This window comes from Pseudoroseomonas cervicalis (assembly GCF_030818485.1).
Classification (GTDB): domain Bacteria; phylum Pseudomonadota; class Alphaproteobacteria; order Acetobacterales; family Acetobacteraceae; genus Pseudoroseomonas; species Pseudoroseomonas cervicalis_A.
Window position 1 is genome coordinate 2,661,357 of record NZ_JAUTAJ010000004.1, and the last position, 20,836, is coordinate 2,682,192.

The window sequence follows — 20,836 nt, forward strand, 5'->3', positions numbered from 1 at the left end:
GATGGCCTGGCTGAAGGCGGCGCATATCGCCACGCTGTGCATCTGGTGCGCCGGGCTGCTGATGCTGCCCGGCCTGTTCATCGGCCGCGTGCAGCGCCTGCCGATGCGCGAGCTGAAGCGGCTCTGGCGCTTCACCTGGATCGGCTACCGCGTGGTGATGTCGCCCGCCGCGGTGCTGGCCATCGCCAGCGGCACCGGGCTGATCTTCGGCTATGCGGTGTTCGAGCCCTGGCTCTACCTGAAGCTCGCCGTGGTGGGCGGCATGGTCGCCCTGCATATGAGCTACGGCCTGGCGCTCGCCCGGCTGGCCCGGCCGGAGCAGCGTTTCCCGCGCCTGGCGGGCCTTGCCATGCTGGGCGGCGCCAGCCTGCTGATCCTCGCCGTGCTGCTGCTGGTGCTGGGCAAGCCGCCGCTCGACGCCGCGGCGCTGCCGGACTGGCTGCGCCAGCCCGGCAGCGGCCGCATCCTGCTTCAATCCTCGTCGTTGGAGAGCATGAGGCCGATCTGATGCTCGAACACCAGCTTGCCCCCATGCCAGCCGGCCAGGCCGACGAAGAAGGCCGCCAGCAGCGACAGGAAGGCGCCCCAGGGCAGCAGCGCCGCCTCGCCCTGCTGCAGCCGCACGCCCCAATTGGCGCCGGCGACGGAGAGCAGCATCACGGCGGCGACGAAATGCGTCCAGCCGGCGCTGTGGCGGCGGATGTCGCGCACCAGCAGCAGCTCCGCCGTGCCGGACAGCCCGGCCAGCAGGCCGAGCAGGAAGGCCGCGCCCGAGGCCCAGAGGCCGGCGCGCACCCAGAACGGGTCGCCATCCCACCAGTACAGCGCGTCGCAGGCCAGCGTCGCCATCACCAGCGCGATCGGGAAGGCCACCAGCATGGCGTGGATCGGGTGGCCGGCGACCGCCACCTTGGAGCTGGCGCCCTGGCTGCTGAGCTCGGGGATCGGGTCGGACATCGCGCGCCTCCTGGCCGGCGGCACCATCGCCGCCTGCGGGCGTTAAGCGCCGCGACCCTGCCCGGGTTCCTCGCCGCCTGCGACGGGCCGCTCTCCACCCTCGATCCGGCGGGGCCGGGGGCGGCGGCCGTGGCCTGGCTGTGGTGGGCGATGCTGGCGGCCGCGCTGCCGATCCTGGCGCTGGTCTGCGGCCTCGCCCTCTACGCGCTGCGCGGCGAGCGGCGCGGCCATGGGCTGCGGGTGCGGCGCTTCGTGCTGGGCTGGGGGCTGGTCTTTCCGCTGGTCGTGCTCGGCGTGCTGCTGGCGGTCTCGCTGCGCACCGGGGAGGCGCTGCTGGCGCGGCCCGAGGAGCCGGGCGTGCTGCGCGTCACCGCCATCGGCCATCGCTGGTGGTGGGAGTTCATCCACACCGATGCCGCGGGCCGGGCGCTGCACAGCGCCAATGAGCTGCACATCCCCGCCGGGCAGACGGTGGAGCTGCGGATCGAGGCGCGCGACGTCATCCACAGCTTCTGGGTGCCGCGGCTGACCGGCAAGATGGACGCCATCCCCGGCCACCCCAATGTGCTGCGGCTGCAGGCCGATGCGCCGGGTGTCTATGACGGGCAATGCGCCGAGTTCTGCGGGCTGCAGCATGCCCGCATGCGCTTCCGCCTGCGCGCCCACCCGCCAGAGGAATACGAGGCGGCGCTGGCCCGGCTGGCGGCGGCGCGGCCCGACCCCGCGCATCCCGGCGCCGCGGCCTTCGCGCAGAACTGCGCCAGCTGCCACAGCATCGATGCCGGCCAGGCCAGCGCGGCGCCGAACCTGGCGGGCCTCGCCCAGCGCGACCGGCTCGGCGCCGGGGCGCTGGACTACCGGGAGGCGGGCGATCTGCGCCTCTGGCTGACCCGGCATGAGCGTATCAAGCCCGGCAGCGGCGAGCCCGCGCATGATTCGCTGCCGTCGGCCGATCTCGACGCCATCATCGGCTATCTGGAGAGCACGCGTTGAGCGGAGACCTGTCGCCGATCGCCCGCCACCGCGCGCTGGAGGCGATCTGGGGCACGCCGCCGGGCTGGGGGCGGCTGGCGGCGGTGAACCATTCGGTGCTCGGCCTGCGCTTCATGGTCACGGCGGCGGTGTTCTTCGCCATCGGCGGCGTGCTGGCCATGCTGATCCGCGCGCAGCTGGCGCTGCCCGGCAACGCCTTCATGGATGCCGGCCAGTACAACCAGGTCTTCACCATGCATGGCACGGTGATGATGTTCCTCTTCGCCATCCCGATGTTCGAGGGGCTGGCGCTCTACCTGCTGCCGAAGATGCTGGGCGCGCGCGACCTCGCCTTCCCGCGCCTCTCCGCCTACGGCTACTGGTGCTATGTGCTGGGCGGCGGCTTCATCGTGCTGGCGATGCTGGCCGGCCTCGCCCCCGACAGCGGCTGGTTCATGTACACGCCGCTCTCCTCGGCCACCTACACGCCGGGCATCAATGCCGATGTCTGGCTGCTCGGCATCACCTTCGTCGAGATCTCGGCGATGGGCGCGGCGATCGAGCTGGTGGCGAGCATCCTGAAGCTGCGCGCGCCGGGCATGGCGCTGCGGCGCATGCCGATCTTCGCCTGGTACATCCTGGTCACCGCCGGGATGATGGTGCTGGGCTTCCCGCCGCTGATCCTGGGCTCGCTCCTGCTGGAGGCGGAGCGCGCCTTCGGCCTGCCCTTCTTCGACCCGGAGCGCGGCGGCAGCCCGCTGCTGTGGCAGCACCTGTTCTGGCTGTTCGGCCATCCGGAGGTCTACATCATCTTCCTGCCGGCGGCGGGCACCATCTCCACCATTCTGCCGGTCTTCGCCCGCCACCGGCTGGTCGGCTACAACGGCATCGTGCTGGCGCTGATCGCCATGGGCTTCCTCAGCTTCGGGCTGTGGGTGCACCACATGTTCACCGTGGGCATCCCGCATATGGCGCTGGGCTTCTTCTCGGCGGCCTCGATGGCGGTGGCGATCCCGACCGCGGTGCAGGTCTTCGCCTGGCTGGCGACGCTGCTGAAGGGCAGGCCGCGGCTCGAACTGCCAATGCTCTACATCCTGGGCTTCTTCTTCGTCTTCACCGCCGGCGGGCTGACCGGGGTGATGGTCGCCGTGGTGCCCTTCGACTGGCAGGTGCACGACACGCAGTTCATCGTCGCGCATCTGCACTATGTGCTGGTGGGCGGCTTCGTGCTGCCGATGATGGGCGCGGCCTATTACTGGATGCCGCTGATCAGCGGGCGGATGCCGGTCTTCCATCTCGGCCGCATCGCCTTCTGGCTGGTCTTCATCGGCTTCAACATGACCTTCCTGCTGATGCACCTGACCGGGCTGCGCGGCATGCCGCGCCGCGTCTACACCTACCCCGAGGGCATTGGCTGGGACTGGCTGAACCTGATCTCCTCGGTGGGCGGGTTCCTCACCGCCATCGGCTTCGCGCTCTTCGCCATCGACCTGCTGATGCAGCCGCGCTTCGGCCGCCACGCGCCGCGCAACCCCTGGGGCGCCACGCCGGAGACGGGCGGGCTGGAATGGGCCATGGCCCTGCCGCCGCCCAGCTACAACACCGCCAGCCTGCCGCCGGTGGCCAGCCGCACCCCGCTGGCCGGGCAGCCCGGCCTGGCGCGCGCGCTGGCCGCCGGCCGGCACTATCTGGCGGAGCCGCGCCAGGGCCGGATGGAGACGCTCGGCGTCGAAGTCAGCTCGGGCCGGGTGGACCAGCTGATCCTCCTGCCGAAACCCTCCTTCCTGCCGCTCTGGACCGGGCTCGCCACCGCGCTGGGCTTCGCCGGGCTGGTGCTGAAGCTGTACTGGCTGGCCGGGTTCGGCGCGCTGCTGGTGCTGCTCTGCGGCCTCGCCTGGTGCTGGAGCATGGGGCTGCGGCACGACCCCGCGCCGCTGCCGATCGGCCATGGCGAGAGCGCCATGCCGCACCCGGCCGCGCCCTCGCAGCCCGGGCTGTGGGCGATGGGGCTGCTGCTGCTGGGCGATTCGGCGATGTTCGGCGCGCTGATCTTCGGCGCGCTGTTCCTGTGGCTGGTGGCGCCGGGCTGGCCGCCGCCGCCGCTGCCCGGGGTGCCGCCGGCGCTGCTGCTGGCGGCGCTGGCCGGGCTGCTGGCCGCCCCCGCCGCCACCGCCCTGGCGCGGCGGCGCCTGGCGCGCGGCCGCGCCGGCACGGGCTGGATGGCGGCCTCCGCCCTGTGCGGCCTGCTGGCGACCGCGGCGCTGGCGGCGCTGCCCTGGCGGGCGGCGGCCGACTATACCGGCCATGCCCAGCCGGCGGTGCTGCTGGCGCTCTGCGCCTATGCCGGGCTGCATGCCGGGCTCGGCACCGTCATGGCCGGCTACAGCGCGGCGCGGGAGCGGGCGGGCTATGTCTCGGCGCTGCGCGACCTGGCGCCGCGCAACACCGGGCTGTGGCAGGGCTATACGGCGCTGGCCGGGCTGGCGGCGCTGGGCTTCTGGCTGCTCTGGGGCGGGATCGCATGATCGCCCGCCTCACCCGTGCTTTGCCGCGGGGCTGGGCGCGGCGCCTGCCCGGCGCGGCGCTGGCGACGCTGGCCTTCATCCTGTGGAGCCTGGCCTTCGTCGCGCTCTATGCCGCCGTCTCGGTCGGCTGCGCGGCGGGGTGGGAGGCGGTGCCGGTCGGCCCGGCCAGCCTGCAGCGGCTGGTGATGCTGGCGGTCTGGGCGCTGCATCTGGCGCTGCTCGGCCTGCTCGGCTGGGCCGCCTGGAGCGCCGAGCCGCTGGACGATGCCGAGCGCAGCTTCCGCCGCGTGGTCGGCTTCGGCGGCTGCGCGCTGGCGCTGGCGGCGACCTTCTGGACCGGGCTGCCGGTGCTCATGACCTCCAGCTGCGCGTGAGCTTCGCCGGGCGCTCCGGCCAGGACCGCGTCTCGCGCGGCGCTTCCAGCCGGTCGAGCAGCGCCTCGACATCCTCCTGCCGCAGCGGCAGGGGGGCGTCGCGCAGGGCGCGATGCGCCGCCATCAGCGCCACGAGCTGGACCGTGCCGCAGGACCGGTGATGGAACATGGTGGGCCTCTCCCCTCCGCTGAGGCCCGCATGCTGGCTTAGTTGAGAATAATTCTCAATATCAGAAAGCCGTGACCGGTGTCTCAGAGGAGGGCGCGTTGCAGCCGCTCCCAGGCGGCTTCGTCGGGCGGCAGGCCGAAGCGCAGCCAGCGCGGCCGGGCGGCGAAGGGCCGCACCAGGATGCCCTGGCGGCCCAGCCTGTCGTGCCAATGGCCAGCCTCGCCCTCCGCCAGCCGGAACAGATGCGTGCCGCCCAGCACGCGCAGCCCGGCGCGCTGCAGCAGCGCGTCCAGCCGCGCACCATCGGCGGCCAGCCGGGCGGCGGCGGCTGCCCGCCAGGGGGCGTCGGCCAGGGCGGCGCGGCCGATGGCCAGCGCCGGGCCCGACACCGCCCAGGGCCCGAGCGCCGCGCGGATCGCCGCCGCGCGCTGCGGCGCCGCCAGGGCGAAGCCCAGCCGCAGCCCGGCCAGGCCGTAGCTCTTGCCGAAGGAGCGCAGCAGGATCAGCGCCGGATGCGGCAGCAGCGGCGCCGCGCTGAGCGGGTCCGGCTCCAGATCGGCGAAGGCCTCATCCACCAGCAGCAGCCCGCCGCGCGCCGCCATGGCATCGGCCAGCGCGCCGATCTCCGCGCGCGACAGGCGGCGGCCATCCGGGTTGTTGGGGTTGCAGAGCAGGGCGGCGGGCGCTTCGGCCAGGGCGGCCGCATCCGCCACCTCCTCCACCACCGTGCCCGCGGCGCGCCAGCAGGCGGCGTGCTCGGCATAGGTGGGGCCGAGGATCGCCAGGCGCGGCAGCGGGAAGAGGCGCGGCAGCAGCTGGATCAGCAGCTGCGTGCCGGGGGCGGCGGCGACCATGTCGGGGCTGGCGGCGCCATAGGCGGCGGCGGCGGCGGCGCGCAGCGCGGCCTCCTCCTCCGGCTCCGGCAGGCGGGCCCAGGCCGCCGCCGGCAGGGGCGGCACCGGCCAGGGGATCGGGTTGATGCCGGTGGAGAGGTCGATGAAGGGCTCCGGCGCGCCGGCGAAGCGCGCCCGCGCGGCGCCGAGGCGGCCGCCATGTTCCAACCCTGCTGCCGCCATGCTAGCCGGCATGCCCTCTCCTTCCCGCGCTGGCGATGGCATATTTGCACACCCCCCTGCTGATCCTGCTCGGCGCGCTGCTGGCCGAGGCCGCCTTCGGCTACCCCAAAGCGCTGTATGCCACCATCCGGCATCCGGTGGTGTGGATGGGCGGGCTGATCGCGGCGCTGGAGCGGCGGCTGAATGTTCTTTCGGTGCCCTTCGCCGCGCGGCGGCGGCGGGGCGTGCTGGGGCTGCTGCTCCTGCTGCTGGCGGTGGGCGTGCCCACGACAGCGTTGCAGCTCGGCCTGCTGGCGCTGCTGCCCTGGGGCCTGGCGGTCGGGCTGCTGGCGCTGCTGGCCGCCACATTGCCGGCGCAGCGCAGCCTGTACGAGCATGTGGCCGCCGTGGCCGATGCGCTGGAGGGGCCGGGCGATGCGGCCGCGCGGCTGGCGGCGGGGCAGCGCGCCGTGTCGATGATCGTCGGCCGCGACACTGCCGTCCTGGACGAGGCCGGGGTGGTGCGCGCCGCCATCGAGAGCCTGGCGGAGAATTTCTCCGACGGGGTGGTCGCACCCTCCGTCTGGTGCGGCGTGGCCGGTTTGCCGGGAATCGCGCTGTACAAGGCGATCAACACCGCCGACAGCATGGTGGGCCACCGCAATGAGCGCTACGGCGCCTATGGCTGGGCATCGGCGCGGCTGGATGACATCGTGAACCTGCCGGCCTCCCGCCTCGCTGCCCTGTGGATCGGGCTGGCGGCGCTGCTGCTGCCGGGGGCGGATGCGCGCGGGGCGTGGCGCGCCGTGTGGCGCGATGCGCGGCGCCACCGCTCCCCCAATGCCGGCTGGCCGGAGGCGGCGATGGCCGGCGCGCTCGGCCTGCGCCTGGCCGGCCCCCGCATCTATGGCGCCGTGCGGGTCGAGGACCATTGGATGGGCGATGGCCGCGCCGCCGCGACCCCGGCCGACCTCCGCCGCGCGCTGCGCCTCTACCGCCTCGCCTGCTCCCTTCCCTTCTTTTTTCTGGCTGCCGCCGTCCTGTGGTGAGGCGGGACGCTGCGTTGGGGCGGGGCGCGGGCTGACAGGGGTCAGCCATGGCGCTGTTGCCAGGCTGTGGCTGCATGGAACGCGGCCGGGCCGGTGCGGGGGGTGGCCGTGCAGCGACCCCGTCGCGGCCCTGACCGGCAGCTGGCAGAGAAAAGATGGGGGTCTGGGGGAATTCATTCCCCCAGCCTGCCAGCACTTTCCCCAAAGAAGATTTTTCTTAGTCCTATATTATTTCAAATATAAGCTAAGTAAATTTTACATAAATCCGCGACCGCCGAGAATCTCCCGAGATTGGCGACGAAACTTTCGCCCGAATCGCATCTCCATGCCTCGCCAGGACTTGATTTTCGCGGCGCAGCATCGCAGCTTGGTCTCTCAACAACCGCCAGAGAGTGCATCCGCCCGCGGCCATTGCCGCTTTTCGACACAGAGCGCGGCCGCGTCCGGCCGCCCCAAGAACGGAGGGCCCTTCCGTGCTTCCCAACGGATCCGCCACCCGGGACATCGCGTTCCACGACCCCGCCCCGTATCACCGCGTCGCCGTCATCGGCGGGGGTGCCTGGGGCACCGCCCTGGCGCTGGCCGCGCAGCGCTCCGGCCGCCGCACCAGCCTCTGGGTGCGCGAGGCCGAGGCCATCGCCCAGATCGCCCGCACCGGGCGCAATCCCTTCCTGCCCGATCACGCCATTCCGCCGGCCATCGCCACCACCGCCGACCTCGCCGCCGCGCTGCGCGGTGCGGAGCTGGCCGTGCTGGTGGTGCCGTCGCAGCATCTGCGCGGCATCGCGGCGCGGGTCGAGCGGCTGCTGCCGGATGGCGTGCCGGTGGTGCTCTGCGCCAAGGGGATCGAGGCCGATAGCGGCGCGCTGATGACGCAGGTCATCGCCGAGGAGATGCCGGGCCGCCCGCAGGCCGTGCTCTCCGGCCCGAGCTTCGCCGCCGAGGTGGCGGAGGACCAGCCGACCGCCGTCACCATCGCCGCCGCCCCTGGCCCGGACGGGATCTTCGCCGAGGGCCATCACGCGGCGCGCATCGCGGTGAGCTTCGCCAGCCGGCATTTCCGCCCCTACCTGTCCGACGACCCGGTGGGGGTCGAGGTCAGCGGCGCGGTGAAGAACGTGCTGGCCATCGCCTCCGGCGTGATCGATGGGCGCGGCCTCGGCGCCAATCCGCGCGCGGCGCTGCTGGCGCGCGGGCTCGCCGAGATCAGCCGGCTGGCCACGGCGCTCGGCGGCCGGGCCGAGACGGTGCTGGGCCTGTCGGGCGCGGGGGATGTGATGCTCACCTGCTCCTCCACCCAGTCGCGCAATTTCTCCTTCGGCCAGGCGCTGGGCGCCGGCCGCGCGCCGCGGACGGCGCAGGGCGCGGTGGTGGAGGGGGTGGCCAATGCGCGCTCCGTCCTGGCGCTGGCCCAGCGCCTCGGCGTCGCCATGCCGATCTGCGAGGCGGTGGACCGCGTCGTGCATCATGGCCTGCCGGTGGAGCGCGCCATCGCCGCCCTGCTGACCGGCCCGCTGCGCGCCGAGCCGCGGGGCCTGGAGCACCGCGCCAGCATCGCGCATCCGGCGCTCGCCACGCCGCGGCGGGAGCGCGTCTTCGCATGAGGGGCGCCGCACAGACCCATCCGCTGAACCTGGTGCTGGCGACGGATCTCGACGGCACCTTCCTCGGCGGCAGCACGGCGCAGCGCCGCGCGCTGTATGAGCAGATCAACAGCCGCGACGATGTGCTGCTGGTCTTCGTCACGGGGCGCGACCGCGATTTCATCCGCGCCCTGCTGCGCGAGCCGGGCATGCCGCAGCCGCGCTACGTCATCGGCGATGTCGGCACCTCGGTCTTCGATGGGGAGACGCTGGCGCCGATCCCGACGCTGGAGGCGGAGATCGCGGCGCGCTGGAACAATGCCGGCGCGCGCCTGGCGGCGCTGCTGCAGGGCGAGCCCGGGCTGCGGCTGCAGCCCACCCCGTTCCGCCACCGCCTCAGCTACTATTACGACCCGGCGCTGCTGCAGGATTCCACGCTGCGCAAGGTCGAGGCGGAGGGGTTCGACGTGCTGACCTCGGCCGACACCTATCTCGACGTGCTGCCGCGCGGCATCGCCAAGGGGCCGACGCTGCTGCGCCTGGTGCAGGCGCTGGGCCTGCCGGCCGGGCGCGTGCTGACCGCGGGCGACACGATGAACGATTTGTCGCTGTTCCAGACCGGGCTGAAGGGCGTCGCCGTCGGCAATTCCGAGCCGCGGCTGCTGGAAGCGCTGCGCGACTGGCCCGAGACCTACCGTTCCGCCCTTCCGGGCGCCGCCGGCATCCTCGATGCCATCCGCCATTTTTCCCTGTTGCCGGAGGCCGTGGCATGAGCACCGAGACCCCGAAATCCTCCCTCGTCATCGTCTATCACCGCCAGCCCTATGAGGAGGCGGTGGAGAACGGGCAGACGGTGTTCCGCCCGAACCGCAGCCCGAACGGCATCGTGCCGACGCTGAAATCCTTCTTCCGCCGCACCGCGCCCGGCGCCGGCGCCTGGGTGGCGTGGAAGCTGGCGAAGCCCGGCGAGAGCTTCGAGCGCGCCGTGCATATCGATGACGAGAATGGCGGCTACACCGTCTCCCGCCTCGGGCTGACGGCCGAGGAAGTGGAGAGCTTCTACCACGTCACCTCGAAGGAGGCGCTGTGGCCGGTGCTGCATTCCTTCCCGTCGCTGTTCCACTACGACAATGCCGATTGGGACACTTTCCGCGCGGTCAACCGGAAGTTCGCGGAAGCCGCCGCCGCCCAGGCCGAGGATGACGCCGTCATCTGGGTTCATGACTACAATCTGTGGCTGGTGCCGGCCTATCTGCGGCAGCTGAAGCCGCGCGCGCGCATCGCCTTCTTCCACCACACGCCCTTCCCGGCGCCGGATGTCTTCAACATCCTGCCCTGGCGGCAGGAGATCCTGGACAGCCTGCTGGATTGCGACAGCGTGGGCTTCCACACGCCGCGCTACGCCGCGAATTTCGCGGCGCTGGCCCGCGCGCTGGGCGGCGCGGAGCTGGTGGAGGAGGCCCCGGTGCCGGCCGCCTTCGGCGCGCCCGGCCAGGCGCTGTCCGAGCCGACCATGCCGACCCTGCTGCGCGCCGGCGGCCGCGCTGTGCGCATCGACACCGCCCCCGTCGGCACCGATGCCGCGCTGATCGCCGATGTGGTGCGGCGCCCGGAGAACCGCGCCATCCAGCGGGAGATCCGCGACGGGCTCTCCGGCCGCCGCATGATCATGGCCGTCGGCCGCACCGACTACACCAAGGGCATGATCGAGGCGCTGCAGGGCTTCGAGCGCCTGCTGGAACGCCGCCCCGAGCTGGTGGGGGAGGTGAAGCTGGTCGCCACCTCGGTCCGCGCCGCGGCGCAGATGAAGGTCTATGAGGACACGCAGCGCGACATCGAGGCGCTGGCCGGCCGCATCAATGGCCGCTTCTCCCGCCTCGACTGGACGCCGGTGGTGCTGTTCAGCAACTCCATCCCCTTCGAGACGCTGCTGGCCTACTACAATGTCGCCGATCTCTGCCTGACCACGCCGCTGCGCGACGGGCTGAACCTGGTGGCCAAGGAATATGTCGCCGCCAAGCAGGGCCAGCCCGGCGCGCTGGTGCTCTCGGAATTCGCCGGCTGCGCCGTCGAGCTGCCGGATGCGGTGATGACCAACCCCTATTCCAAGCGCAACCTCGACCGCGCGCTGGACGAGGCGCTGGACATGAAGCAGGCCGAGGCCATCGCCCGCATGGAGCGCATGGGCCGCGCGGTGCAGGAGGGCGATATCAGCCTGTGGACCGACCACATCTTCGCGGAGTTCGAGGCGATCGGCTTCCGCCCCCCCGCCCCCCTCTCCGCCGCCGCCTAGTTTTCAGCTGCCGGTCAGGGCTTTTCTTTCAGCTGCCGGTCAGGGCCGATACGGGCGGCGCTGTGGGGGCAGCGTCGCTCTCCGGCCCTGGGTGGTGGCAGGCGCGTCTGGTACCCTCCGGCCTTCGGATTGCGGTCACCCTGCGCCCGGCTGGCCGGCGGCCGACAGCAGAAAGCCCTGACCTGAAACACCCCAGGCCAGGGCTTTTTCAGGCGCAGCGCACGGCAGAAAACCCTCGCCCCGCTCCGGCATGCCGGAACCAGGCGAAGGCTTGAATGCAGGCGGGCGCCGCATCTGTGCAGCGGCCGCCACGCCATCCATGGCTGCGGCGCTACCGGAACAGCGGCGCCGCCCCTCAGTGCAGCGTCCCGCCTCTCAACCCGGCAGCGGCAGCCCGAAAGAATCAGGCGTGCAGGGTGCGGGCCATGCGGAGGCAATCCTGCAGGCGCAACCGGCCGCCATGGGCGCGGCTGGCACGGTAGAGGCGGGCGGCCAGCGCGGCGCTGCTCGGCTCAGGGCGGGTGAAGGGGCGCAGCATGATGTGCAGCAGGGTCATGGCCGGGGGGTCCAATCGGTTGCTTTCGAAGGTAAAACACCAAGCGTGACGATTCGGTTTACGGCTCCCGAAATGGTCAACGCGGCCACGCCCTAGCTGGCCAGCGCCAGCAGCCCCGGAATGTCCATGTGCCGCTCCAGATGCGCGGCCAGCGCGTCCAGCGCCGCCTCCACCTCCGCCTCATGGTCGCGCGGCGCGGCCTTGGCGCCGAGCCGCGCCAGCCAGGCGGCGCGCTGCGCATCGGCCGAGAAGAAGCCATGCACATAGGTGCCCGCCACGCGCCCATCGGCCGAGCACGCACCCTCCGCCCGCCCATCCGCCAGACGCAGCAGCGGGCGCGCCGTGTCCGGGCCGGTGGTGCGGCCGATATGCATCTCATAGCCGGTGAAGCTCAGCCCATCGGCCAGGGTCGTGCCGGAGGCCGGCGCCAAGCGCTTCTCCCCCGCCAGCACGGTGTCCACCGCCAGCAGGCCGAGGCCGGGCACCGCGCCCGCGGGCCCCTCCACCCCCTCCGGATCGGCGATCGAGCGGCCCAGCATCTGGTAGCCGCCGCACAGGCCCAGCACCCGCCCGCCGCGCCGGTGATGCGCCAGGATGTCGGTGTCCCACCCCTCCGCCCGCAGCGCGGCCAGATCGGCGATGGTGGCCTTGGAGCCGGGCAGGATCACCAGATCCACCCCCTCCGGCAGCGCCATGCCCGGGCGCAGCGGGATCAGCTCCACCCCCGGCTCCGCCGCCAGCGGGTCCAGATCGTCGAAATTGGCGATGCGCGGCAGCAGCGGCACGGCGATGCGGCAACCCGCGCCAGCACGGCGCGGAAGATGCTCCAGCAGATCCTGCGCATCCTCGGCCGGCAGGCGGCGCGCGCCGTCGAAGAACGGCACCAGGCCGAGCGGCGCCCAGCCGGTGCGCGCCGCGATCTGCGCCATGCCCTCCTCGAACAGGGAGAGATCCCCGCGCATGCGGTTGACGATGAAGCCGCGGATCATCGCCCGATCCTCGGGCTCCAGCACCGTGTGCGTGCCGACCAGCGCGGCGATCACCCCGCCACGGTCGATATCGCCCACCAGCACCACCGGCGTGTCCGTGGCCCGCGCGAAGCCCATATTGGCGATGTCCGCCGCGCCGCAGATTGATCTCCGACGCGCTGCCCGCCCCCTCCACCAGCACGATATCGGCCTCGGCCCGCAACCGGGCGAAGCTGTCCAGCACATCGGGCAGCAGCGCCGGCTTCATCGCCTGGTATTCCCGCGCCCGCGCCGTGCCGCGCACCCGCCCTTGCACCACTAGCTGCGCGCCGATCTCGCTCTGCGGCTTCAGCAGCACCGGGTTCATGTGCACGCTGGGCGCCACGCCGGCCGCGCGCGCCTGCAAGGCCTGGGCCCGGCCGATCTCGCCCCCATCCGCGGTGACGGCGGCGTTGTTCGACATGTTCTGCGGCTTGAAGGGCCGCACCGACAGCCCCCGCCGCACCAGCGCCCGCGCCAGACCGGCCACCAGCAGCGATTTGCCGACGGAGGAGCCGGTGCCTTGCAGCATCAGGGCGCGTGCGGTCATATCAGATCCTTCTTTTTCTGAAGAAAAAGAAGCAAAAAGACTTTCTGTCAGGCTGCCGCCGTCCTCCCGTCACAGCAGGACGCCAAACTGACAAAAGTTTTTTGGTTCTTTTTTCCAAAAAAGAACTCTTAAAACTCGATCCCTGCCTGCGCCTTCACCCCTGCCGCGAAATGGTGCTTCACCGGCATCATCTCCGTCACCAGATCGGCGGCTTCCAGCAAGGCGGGCGGCGCGTTGCGGCCGGTGACGACCACATGCAGCATCGGCGGCCGCGCGGCGAGGCCGGCCAGCACCTCCTCCACCGGCAGGTAGCCATAGCGCAGCGCGATGCAGAGCTCGTCCAGCACCAGAAGGCCGAGGCCGGGGCGCTGCATCAGCTCAAGCGCCTTTTCCCAGGCACGGCGGCAGGCGGCGATGTCGCGCTCCCGGTCCTGGGTTTCCCAGGTGAAGCCCTCGCCCATGCTGTGCCATTCGAGGTTGGGCAGCCCCTCCAGGATGGGCCGCTCCCCCGTGCTCCAGGCGCCCTTGATGAACTGCACCACGCCGACGCCCCGCCCCCGCCCCAGCATGCGCAGCGCCAGGCCAAAGGCGGCGGTGGATTTGCCCTTGCCCGCCCCGGTATGGACCATCAGCAGGCCCTTCTCGACGGTCTTAGAAGCCACCTCGGCATCCTGCACGGCTTTGCGCTTCGCCATCTTCTCGCGATGGCGCCCGGCATCCTCGGTCATGGCTCCCCCTTCAGCACCAGCGGCAGGCCGGCCGCGACGAAATGCACCCGCGCCGCGCGCGCGGCCAGGCGCTGGTTCAGCACGCCGGCCGCATCGCGGAACCGCCGCGCCAGCGCATTCTCCGGCACGATGCCCAACCCCACCTCATTCGCCACCAGCACGGTGGGTGCGGCACGAGCCGCCAGCGCCGCCTCCAGCGCATCGGTGGCCGCGCCGATATCGTGCTCGCCCAGCATCAGATTGGTCAGCCACAGCGTCAGGCAATCGACCAGCGCCGGGCGCGGCCCGGCCTCCGCCAGCGCCACCGGCAGGTCGAGCGGCACGTTCAGCGTCTGCCAGCGGGAATCGCGCCGCGCCTGGTGCTCCGCGATGCGCGCGCGCATCTCCGCATCCCAGGCCTCGGCCGTGGCCAGATAGGCCCAGGGGGCGGGATGGCGGGCGATCAGCCCCTCGGCATGGCGCGACTTGCCGGAGCGGGCGCCGCCCAGGACCAGGGTGAAGCTCATGCGGGCCGGGGTAGCCTGACGTCGGAAGAGGGGCAAGAATCTTCTTTTTCTGAAGAAAAAGAAGCAAAAAGACTTTTATCAGGCTGCCGCCGTCTCCCGGCACAGCGGGACGCCAAACTGGAAAAAGTTTTTTGGTTCTTTTTTCCAAAAAAGAACTTCTTCTCCTACTTCGGCTTCTCCAACCCGGTCAGCCCCGGCATCCTCTCCCGCATCAGCGCGATGAAATGCCGCAGCCGCGCCGGCTGCAACCGCCCGGCGGGATAGACCAGCGACACCGGCAGCGGCGCCGCGCGCCAGTCGGGCGCCAGCTGCACCAGCCGCCCCAGGCGCAGATCCTCCGCCACCGCCCAGGCCGAGACGATGGCGGCGCCCAGCCCCGCCAGCGCCGCGGCGCGCAGCGCGTGCAGGCTGTCGGTGCCGAGCCGCGGGCGGATCGGGAAGCGCAGCGCCGCATCCTCGCGGGTCAGGGTGACCTCGTCGCGGTAATAGGTGGTCAGCGCCAGCCAGGGCAGGTCGCGCAGCGCCGCATCCTGCGGCGGCGGGCCATCGCCCCACAGCCCGGGCGCGGCGACGACGATGCGCGGCACATCGGCCAGCCGCACCGCCACCACCGAGGGCTCCTCCACCCAGCCCACGCGGATGGCGCAGTCGATGCCGTCGGCGATGAAATCCGGCATCCGGTCCTGCAGCCGCCACTCGACCGAGACCTCGGGATGCGCCGCCAGGAACTCGGCCAGCGGGGCGATCAGCTGGTCCTGGCCGAAGGCATGCGGCGCCTGCACCCGCAACAGGCCGCTCGCCCCCTCGCGGGAGCCGCGCAGCGTCTCCTCCAGCACCGACCAGCCATCCAGCACCTCCCGCGCATGGGCCAGGCAGCGCTCGCCATCCTCGGTCAGCGCCAGGCCATGGGTGGAGCGGCGCAGCAGCCGCAGCCCCAGCATCCGCTCCAGCAGCTGCAGCCGACGGCTGATGGTGGGCTGGGTGGTGCCGAGCTGCGCCGCCGCGGCCGAGAGGCTGCCGGCCTCGACGATGCGCAGGAAGCTGCGCAGCAGCTCGATACGGTCGGCGCCGCCGGCCGGCTCTGGGGTCCTCATACGTGCCACGTATAGACGATCTACGCTGCACCGCACTACAGCGGCGGCGCGAAGGGGAATATCTGGGCGGGCATCCTCAAGCGGACGCTCGCCATGACCTCCCTCTCCCTCCCCCATACAGCCAGCGCATCCACAGCCGACGGCCCCTCCCGCGCGCTGGTGCTGCTGCTGGCCAGCGGCGCCGGTTTCTCGGTGGCCGCGCTCTACTACGCCCAGCCCATCCTCGGCGTGCTGGAGGGGCAGCTGCCGGGCGACCCGGCGCTGCTCGGCCTGGTGCCGATGCTGGCGCAGCTGGGCTATGCGCTGGGCATCCTGCTGCTGGCGCCGCTGGGCGACCGTTTCGACCGCCGCCGGCTGATCCTGGCCAAGGCGGCGCTGCTGGTCCTCGCCTTGGCCGGCAGCGGAATGGCGCCCAGCCTGCCCTGGCTGCTGGCCGGCAGCCTGGCGATCGGCCTGACCGCCACGGTGGCGCAGGACATCGTGCCGGCGGCCGCCATCCTGGCGCCGGAGCAGCATCGCGGCCGCATGGTCGGCACGGTGATGACCGGGCTGCTGCTGGGCATCCTGCTCTCCCGCGTCGCCAGCGGCGTGCTGGCCGAGCGGTTCGGCTGGCGCTCGGTCTTCCTGCTGGCGGCGCTGGCCGAGGCCGGGCTGCTGCTGGCCGCCTGGCGCGCCCTGCCGCGCTTCCGCCCCACCACCACCCTGCCCTGGTCCGGGCTGATGCTGTCCATGCTGGCGCTGTGGCGGGAACTGCCGGCGCTGCGCCGCGCCACCCTGGCGCAGGGCGCGCTCTCGGTCGGCTTCAGCGCCTTCTGGTCGCTGCTGGCGGTGATGCTGCACCAGCAGCACCAGCTGGGCAGCGCGCTTGCCGGCGCCTTCGGCCTGGCGGGTGCCGCCGGCGCCCTGGCCGCGCCGCTGGCCGGGCGGCTGGCCGACCGGCGCGGGCCGGAGCTGGTGACGCGCCTCGGCGCCGCCATGGTGGCGCTGTCCTTCGCGGTGCTGCTGCTGGCCGCCCTGGCCCCGGCCACGCTGCTGCCGCCCCTGGCGCAGCTGGCCATCCTGGCGATCGGCGCGGTGGGCTTCGATTTCGGTGTGCAGGCGACGCTGGTGGCGCACCAGACCATCATCTACGGGCTGCGGCCGGAGGCGCGCAGCCGGCTGAACGCGCTGATGTTCACCGGCGTGTTCATCGGCATGGCCTCGGGCGCGGGTCTCGGCAGCCTGGCCTATGCGGCGGGCGGCTGGGCCGGGGTGATGGGGCTGGCGACGCTGGCCGGGCTCACCGCCCTGGCGCTGCGCCTCGGCGGCCGCGCCACACGGCGCTGAGGCGGCGCGGCCCGCGGGGGCCGCAAGCGGGCGGGCCGGCGCGGCCCGCCGCGGTCAGGCGGCGCTTCCGGTCCCGGGGCGCCGCCTTTTTCTGTCCTGGTGTCCGGGCGCGGGATCGTCCTGGCGCCTCGCGGCCCTTCTGCCGGGGGCCCGGGCCGCGGACATGCCCGGCACAAAGCCGGCGCCCCACCGCCCAGGCCGTCCCCCGGGCCGGCCGCCGCGCCTCAGACGGCGCGGCGCGCCTTCTCCATGAAGCCGCCGACCTCGCGGTTCAGCCGCTCCGCCTCGCCCGACAGGCCGGCCGCCGCCTCGCGCATCGCGGTGGCGGCGCTGTCGGTGGCGCCCGCCGCCTCGCGCACCGCGTCGATGTTGCGGCCGACCTCGGCGGTGCCGGCGGCGGCCTGCTCGACGCTGCGGGCGATCTCGGCGGTGGCGGCGCTCTGCTCCTCCACCGCGGCGGCGATGGCGGTCGCCACCTCATCGGTCTCGCGCACCGTGCTGCCGATGCGGGTGATGGCCTCCACCGCCTCGGCCAGCGCGCTCTGCATGGCGCCGATCTGCTGGGTGATCTGGTCGGTGGCGCGCGCCGTCTGGCTGGCCAGCCCCTTCACCTCGCCGGCCACCACGGCGAAGCCCTTGCCGGCCTCGCCCGCCCGCGCCGCCTCGATCGTGGCGTTCAGCGCCAGCAGATTGGTCTGGCCGGCAATGCCGGAGATCAGCTGCACCACCTCTCCCACCTGCTGCGCCGCCTCGTTCAGCCCGGCGACCGTGGCGTTGGTCTGCTCCACCGCGGTGACCGCCGAGCGCGCGATCTGCGAGGCGCGGCCGACCTGGCGGGTGATCTCCGACACGGCGGAGGAAAGCTGCCGCGCCGCGACGGCGACATTCTGCGAGCTGCTCTCGGCCTGATGCGTGGCGGTGGCGGCGGCGGCGGCGCGCTGGCTGGTCTGCTCGGCGGTGGCGGACATGCCGGTGGCGGTGTCGCGCAGCCCCCCGGCGGCGCTGGCCACGTTGCGGATGACGCCGCCGACGCTGGCCTCGAACCCCTCGGCGAAGGCGGTGAATTCGCGCGCCTTGCCTTCCATGGCGTTGGCAGCGGCGTTGATGTCGTTGGCGCCGCTGCGGAAGGCGCCGGGCAGGCCGCGCAGCAGCACCTTGCGGTAGTAGCGCCCGCCGCTGGCCGCGCGCATGGCGCCGGCGGATTCGCGCACATAGGCGTCGGTGATGTCGAGCAGGTGGTTCACCCGCCGCTGCAGCAGGCCGAGCGCGCCGGGCGCCGGCACCTCCAGCACGCGGGCTTCCAGGTCGCCCTTGGCGGCGGCCTCGGCCACCGCGGCGGTGCGGCGCATCGCGCCTTCCTGCCGCAGCAGCGCCGCCAGCGCGGCGCCGCAGGCCAGCGCCGGCAGCAGGGCCAGCCCCGTCTCCACCGCCGTCGCGCCGGAGAGGGCGACATAGCCGGCATGGCCGGCGGCGAGCAAGGTGGCGAGACCGAGGGGCCAGCGCGGCTCAGAGAGAGAAGACAAAGCGCTCATAGCTGGTTCCCTGTTTCGCCAGCAGCTCCTGCAGCGCGGTGGTGCCCTGCTGCATGCCCTGCTTGCGGTCCGCCGCCGCCTGCTCGATCCGCAGCAGCTGCTGATAGACCGGCCAGACCTTGGCCACCTGCGCCGCATCCGGCTTGCGGCGGTTGGAATGGTAGCCGACCACCCGCCCCTGCGCGTCGCGCGTCGGCGTGGCATGGGCGAAGACCCAGTAATGGTCGCCATCGGCGGCCATGTTCAGCACATAGCCGAAGAATTCCTCGCCACGCTCCAGCGTGTCCCAGAACAGCTTGAAGACGCAGCGCGGCATCTCCGGATGGCGGACGATGCTGTGCGGCTGGCCCAGGATCTCGGCCGCGCTGTATTTCGCGACGCGCAGGAAGACGTCATTCGCATAGACGATGCGACCCTTCAGGTCCGTCTTGCTGACGATAAGCTCCTCCTCGCCGAGCGGGGCTTCCCGGCCCGTCGGCGTGATCTTGGTCCTGGCCATATCCCGGATTCTGCCTGCTTTCCTGCCGCTTCCGGAGCTTAGGCTAAAAAATGTTAACCATTTCCTAGGCCGGTTTCGGCGCTCCCGGCGGCCGGGCTGGCGGCTGCCGCGAGCGCCGAACATAAGAGATTTCGCATAAAGCGCCCCGCGCGCCGGGTTTGACACCCGCCCCGGCCGCCGCCTAAGCACGCTGCGATGGTCCTCCCGAAGGGGAGGTGAAAAGGGAATGCGGTGCCGGCCCTGCTCCTCGGCGAGGAAGGTCCCAATCCGCGGCTGCCCCCGCAACTGTAGGCGGAGAGCGCCCCGCCACCCCGGCCACTGGGCACGCGCCTGGGAAGGCCGGCGGGGCGCGCCGGATCCGCGAGCCAGGAGACCTGCCATCACCCATCGGATCGTGCCACCGGGCGGGGTGCCCCGGCGGGCGGCGACGGGCCCGGGCGTCACGCTTCGGGCACCCTCGACCCGGGCGGGCCCGCGCCCCTCCGGGCGGTCGGCATCCCGTGCCTGCACGCGCCCCCCGGGGCGCCGGAGAGACGCATGGAGCCGGCCGCAGACACCCCCCAGGACACCGCGCCCGGCATCGCGCCGCCCTGCCTGATCCTCTGCACCACCTGCCGCGCCGGCCGCACTTTGGCCGAGGGCGAGGTGCCGCCGGGCCAGATCCTGTTCGACAGCCTGGCCGCGGCGCTGGCCGCGCATCCGGCGCCGCCCGTGACGCTGCGCGCGGCCAAATGCCTCTCGGTCTGCGCCCAGGGCTGCGCCGGCGCCATGACCCAGGCCGGCAAGTGGAGCTACCTGCTCGGCCGGCTGGACCAGGCGCCGCCGGCCGATCTGCTGGCCTATGCCGAGACCTATGCGGCGCATCCGACGGGGGCCGTGCTGCCCTCCCGCCGCCCCGAATCGCTGCGCGGCGCCGTGCTGGGCCGCCTTCCCTCCCTCACCGACGCCCCGCAGGAGAGTGCCGCATGAGCGCGCTTGAAAAGGTTCCCGCCACCATCGTCACCGGCTTCCTCGGCGCCGGGAAGACCACCCTGCTGCGCCATGTGATGAGCCGCGCCGGGGGCCGCCGCATCGCCATCATCGTCAATGAGTTCGGCAGCCTCGGCGTCGATGGCGAGACGCTGAAGGATTGCGGCATCCCCGGCTGCGAGGCGGAGAACATCGTCGAGCTGGCCAATGGCTGCCTCTGCTGCACCGTGGCCGATGATTTCATCCCGACCATCGAGGCGCTGCTCGGCCGGCCCAACCCGCCCGAGCACATCCTGATCGAGACCTCGGGCCTCGCGCTCCCCAAGCCGCTGATCAAGGCCTTCAACTGGCCCGCCATCCGCTCCCGCGTTACGGTCGATGGCGTGGTGACGGTGGTGGACAGCCCCGCCGCCGCCGAAGGCCGCTTCGCCGACGACCCGGAGGCGGTGGCCGCCCAGCGCGCGGCCGACCCCTCCCTCGACCACGACAACCCGCTGGCCGAGGTGTTCGAGGACCAGCTGAACGCCGCCGACATCGTCGTGCTGAACAAGGCCGATTTGCTGGATGAGGCCGCGCTCGCGGCGCTGCGCGCCGATCTCGCCCCGCGCCTGCCGCGCGCGGTGAAGCTGGTGCCGGCGAAGGAGGGCGCGCTGGACCCGGCCATCCTGCTCGGCCTGAACGCCGCCGCCGAGGAGGATCTCGACGCCCGCCCCTCGCACCACGATGCGGTGGATGGCGCGCATGAACACGACGATTTCGAGAGCTTCGTGCTGGTGCTGCCGGAATACGACTCGGCGGATGATCTGATGCGCCGCCTGCCGGAGGTCGCCGCGCGGCACGACATCCTGCGCATCAAGGGCTTCGTGCGGCTGAAGGGCAAGCCGATGCGCCTGGCCGTGCAGGGCGTCGGCCGCCGCTTCCGCCAGCATTTCGACCGGGCCTGGACGGATGACCGGGACGGGCATCTGGTCGTCATCGGGCAGACCGGGATGGATGTGGAAGCGATCGCGAAGGAGATTCTCGCCTAAGGTCTTCTTTTTCTGAAGAAAAAGAAGTTTTCTTTCAGGCTGCCGCCGTCTCCCGGAGAAGCGG

At 72.5% G+C, this 20,836-nt stretch carries 20 protein-coding genes, 1 pseudogene and 1 riboswitch; of the genes and pseudogenes, 11 read left to right on the forward strand and 10 right to left on the reverse strand.

Annotation, left to right across the window (positions count from 1 at the left end; all coding sequences use genetic code 11):
- The first annotated feature begins 1 nt into the window (after position 1).
- Positions 2-508, forward strand: a complete 507-nt coding sequence (locus QE401_RS16275; RefSeq protein WP_307139196.1) for a CopD family protein — start codon at positions 2-4, stop codon at positions 506-508.
- Here the strand turns inward: QE401_RS16275 and QE401_RS16280 are convergent.
- Positions 472-957 (reverse strand): DUF2231 domain-containing protein, encoded by a 486-nt coding sequence (locus tag QE401_RS16280; protein ID WP_307139197.1) that lies wholly within the window; start codon positions 955-957, stop codon positions 472-474. The genes QE401_RS16275 and QE401_RS16280 overlap by 37 nt on opposite strands.
- Between QE401_RS16280 and coxB the strand changes: the two genes are divergently transcribed.
- The 3 genes from coxB to QE401_RS16295 are packed head-to-tail and all read left to right on the forward strand — an operon-like array spanning position 892 to position 4,828.
- Positions 892-1,950: a cytochrome c oxidase subunit II gene (gene coxB / locus QE401_RS16285; protein WP_307139198.1), complete on the forward strand. Its 1,059-nt coding sequence runs from the start codon at positions 892-894 to the stop codon at positions 1,948-1,950. The two genes, QE401_RS16280 and coxB, sit on opposite strands and share 66 nt — an antisense overlap.
- On the forward strand, positions 1,947-4,454 hold the full coding sequence (ctaD, locus tag QE401_RS16290) for a cytochrome c oxidase subunit I (protein ID WP_307139199.1): 2,508 nt from the start codon (positions 1,947-1,949) through the stop codon (positions 4,452-4,454). Before coxB ends, ctaD begins: the two co-directional genes overlap by 4 nt.
- Positions 4,451-4,828: a hypothetical protein gene (locus QE401_RS16295; protein WP_307139200.1), complete on the forward strand. Its 378-nt coding sequence runs from the start codon at positions 4,451-4,453 to the stop codon at positions 4,826-4,828. Before ctaD ends, QE401_RS16295 begins: the two co-directional genes overlap by 4 nt.
- Here QE401_RS16295 and QE401_RS16300 read toward each other — a convergent pair.
- Both QE401_RS16300 and cobD read right to left on the reverse strand, forming a co-directional pair.
- Entirely contained in the window at positions 4,806-4,997 is a 192-nt protein-coding gene (locus QE401_RS16300; protein WP_307139201.1) for a hypothetical protein, read from the reverse strand. The two genes, QE401_RS16295 and QE401_RS16300, sit on opposite strands and share 23 nt — an antisense overlap.
- Positions 4,998-5,080: 83 nt before the next feature.
- Positions 5,081-6,085: a threonine-phosphate decarboxylase CobD gene (gene cobD, locus QE401_RS16305; protein ID WP_307139202.1), complete on the reverse strand. Its 1,005-nt coding sequence runs from the start codon at positions 6,083-6,085 to the stop codon at positions 5,081-5,083.
- Between the two features lie 23 nt (positions 6,086-6,108).
- Between cobD and cbiB the strand changes: the two genes are divergently transcribed.
- The 4 genes from cbiB (at position 6,109) to ggpS (ending at position 10,977) form a co-directional block, all read left to right on the forward strand.
- Positions 6,109-7,101: an adenosylcobinamide-phosphate synthase CbiB gene (gene cbiB / locus QE401_RS16310; protein WP_307139203.1), complete on the forward strand. Its 993-nt coding sequence runs from the start codon at positions 6,109-6,111 to the stop codon at positions 7,099-7,101.
- A gap of 473 nt (positions 7,102-7,574) precedes the next feature.
- The gene (locus QE401_RS16315) at positions 7,575-8,705 is read left to right on the forward strand and encodes an NAD(P)H-dependent glycerol-3-phosphate dehydrogenase (RefSeq protein ID WP_475638089.1); all 1,131 of its coding nucleotides are present in this window, start codon (positions 7,575-7,577) and stop codon (positions 8,703-8,705) included.
- Positions 8,702-9,457 carry an HAD family hydrolase gene (locus tag QE401_RS16320; RefSeq protein WP_307139204.1) on the forward strand — a complete coding sequence of 252 codons (756 nt, stop codon included), beginning with the start codon at positions 8,702-8,704 and terminating at the stop codon, positions 9,455-9,457. Before QE401_RS16315 ends, QE401_RS16320 begins: the two co-directional genes overlap by 4 nt.
- Positions 9,454-10,977 (forward strand): glucosylglycerol-phosphate synthase, encoded by a 1,524-nt coding sequence (gene ggpS / locus QE401_RS16325; RefSeq protein ID WP_307139205.1) that lies wholly within the window; start codon positions 9,454-9,456, stop codon positions 10,975-10,977. The genes QE401_RS16320 and ggpS overlap by 4 nt, the downstream gene beginning before the upstream one ends.
- 403 nt (positions 10,978-11,380) lie before the next feature.
- Here the strand turns inward: ggpS and QE401_RS16330 are convergent, their stop codons facing one another.
- From QE401_RS16330 to QE401_RS16350, 5 genes and pseudogenes are all read right to left on the reverse strand, one after another.
- Complete coding sequence (locus QE401_RS16330; RefSeq protein WP_271136853.1) at positions 11,381-11,533, reverse strand: hypothetical protein; 153 nt, start codon at positions 11,531-11,533, stop codon at positions 11,381-11,383.
- Between the two features lie 92 nt (positions 11,534-11,625).
- Positions 11,626-13,090 (reverse strand): annotated as a pseudogene (locus QE401_RS16335) (cobyric acid synthase).
- Between the two features lie 128 nt (positions 13,091-13,218).
- A complete protein-coding gene (gene cobO / locus QE401_RS16340) occupies positions 13,219-13,818 on the reverse strand; it encodes a cob(I)yrinic acid a,c-diamide adenosyltransferase (RefSeq protein WP_307139207.1) in 600 nt (199 codons plus the stop codon).
- Complete coding sequence (gene cobU / locus QE401_RS16345) at positions 13,815-14,324, reverse strand: bifunctional adenosylcobinamide kinase/adenosylcobinamide-phosphate guanylyltransferase (protein WP_307139208.1); 510 nt, start codon at positions 14,322-14,324, stop codon at positions 13,815-13,817. Before cobU ends, cobO begins: the two co-directional genes overlap by 4 nt.
- Positions 14,325-14,488: 164 nt before the next feature.
- Positions 14,489-15,418 (reverse strand): LysR family transcriptional regulator, encoded by a 930-nt coding sequence (locus QE401_RS16350; RefSeq protein WP_307140262.1) that lies wholly within the window; start codon positions 15,416-15,418, stop codon positions 14,489-14,491.
- Positions 15,419-15,511: 93 nt separating this feature from the next.
- On the opposite strand from QE401_RS16350, the gene QE401_RS16355 reads away from it, so the two are divergent.
- Positions 15,512-16,744: an MFS transporter gene (locus QE401_RS16355; protein ID WP_307139209.1), complete on the forward strand. Its 1,233-nt coding sequence runs from the start codon at positions 15,512-15,514 to the stop codon at positions 16,742-16,744.
- Positions 16,745-16,968: 224 nt separating this feature from the next.
- Here QE401_RS16355 and QE401_RS16360 read toward each other — a convergent pair whose 3' ends face one another.
- Both QE401_RS16360 and QE401_RS16365 read right to left on the reverse strand, forming a co-directional pair.
- On the reverse strand, positions 16,969-18,222 hold the full coding sequence (locus tag QE401_RS16360) for a methyl-accepting chemotaxis protein (RefSeq protein WP_307139210.1): 1,254 nt from the start codon (positions 18,220-18,222) through the stop codon (positions 16,969-16,971).
- A 28-nt stretch (positions 18,223-18,250) separates the two neighbouring features.
- Entirely contained in the window at positions 18,251-18,775 is a 525-nt protein-coding gene (locus tag QE401_RS16365; protein WP_307139211.1) for a PAS domain-containing protein, read from the reverse strand.
- A 181-nt stretch (positions 18,776-18,956) separates the two neighbouring features.
- A riboswitch (cobalamin riboswitch) is annotated at positions 18,957-19,171 on the forward strand.
- A 141-nt stretch (positions 19,172-19,312) separates the two neighbouring features.
- On the opposite strand from QE401_RS16365, the gene QE401_RS16370 reads away from it, so the two are divergent.
- Both QE401_RS16370 and cobW read left to right on the forward strand, forming a co-directional pair.
- On the forward strand, positions 19,313-19,744 hold the full coding sequence (locus QE401_RS16370; protein WP_307139212.1) for a DUF1636 family protein: 432 nt from the start codon (positions 19,313-19,315) through the stop codon (positions 19,742-19,744).
- Positions 19,741-20,772 (forward strand): cobalamin biosynthesis protein CobW, encoded by a 1,032-nt coding sequence (gene cobW, locus QE401_RS16375; protein ID WP_307139213.1) that lies wholly within the window; start codon positions 19,741-19,743, stop codon positions 20,770-20,772. Before QE401_RS16370 ends, cobW begins: the two co-directional genes overlap by 4 nt.
- Positions 20,773-20,836 lie beyond the last annotated feature (64 nt).